The sequence below is a fragment of the Massilia genomosp. 1 genome, assembly GCF_011682185.1.
Taxonomy (GTDB): Bacteria; Pseudomonadota; Gammaproteobacteria; order Burkholderiales; family Burkholderiaceae_D; genus Telluria_A; species Telluria_A rubra.
Genome location: NZ_WHJF01000458.1, coordinates 1 through 335 on the forward strand (window position 1 = coordinate 1; position 335 = coordinate 335).

Genomic DNA, 335 nt, shown 5'->3' on the forward strand with positions numbered 1-335 from the left:
GCAATTCACCCATTGCACGCATCACGAAAAAGAGCATAAAACCGATGATCATATAAACGAAGATGATCGACGGGCCTGCAAGACTGATGGTTTTGCCCGAGCCCATAAACAGCCCTGTGCCGATGGCGCCGCCAATGGCAATGAGCTGAATGTGACGGTTCGTGAGATTTCGCCGTAGCGACTGTTCAGACGTCGCCTCTTCTGCGGCGGCGACTTTGACCTGATCTACCATGTGATATTTTCCTGTTTATGCCTGTCTGTGTTGTTAAGGCTCTTCTGGCCTTTAAATACGCCAAAAAAATGACGTTCCCTTTGTAAGGGCTTATCGATAGTAG

General features: G+C 48.7%; 1 pseudogene. It reads right to left on the minus strand.

What is annotated here, in order from left to right:
- Positions 1-232: pseudogene (locus F1735_RS34500) on the minus strand (D-serine/D-alanine/glycine transporter); the annotation flags it as partial.
- Between the last annotated feature and the right edge of the window lie 103 nt (positions 233-335).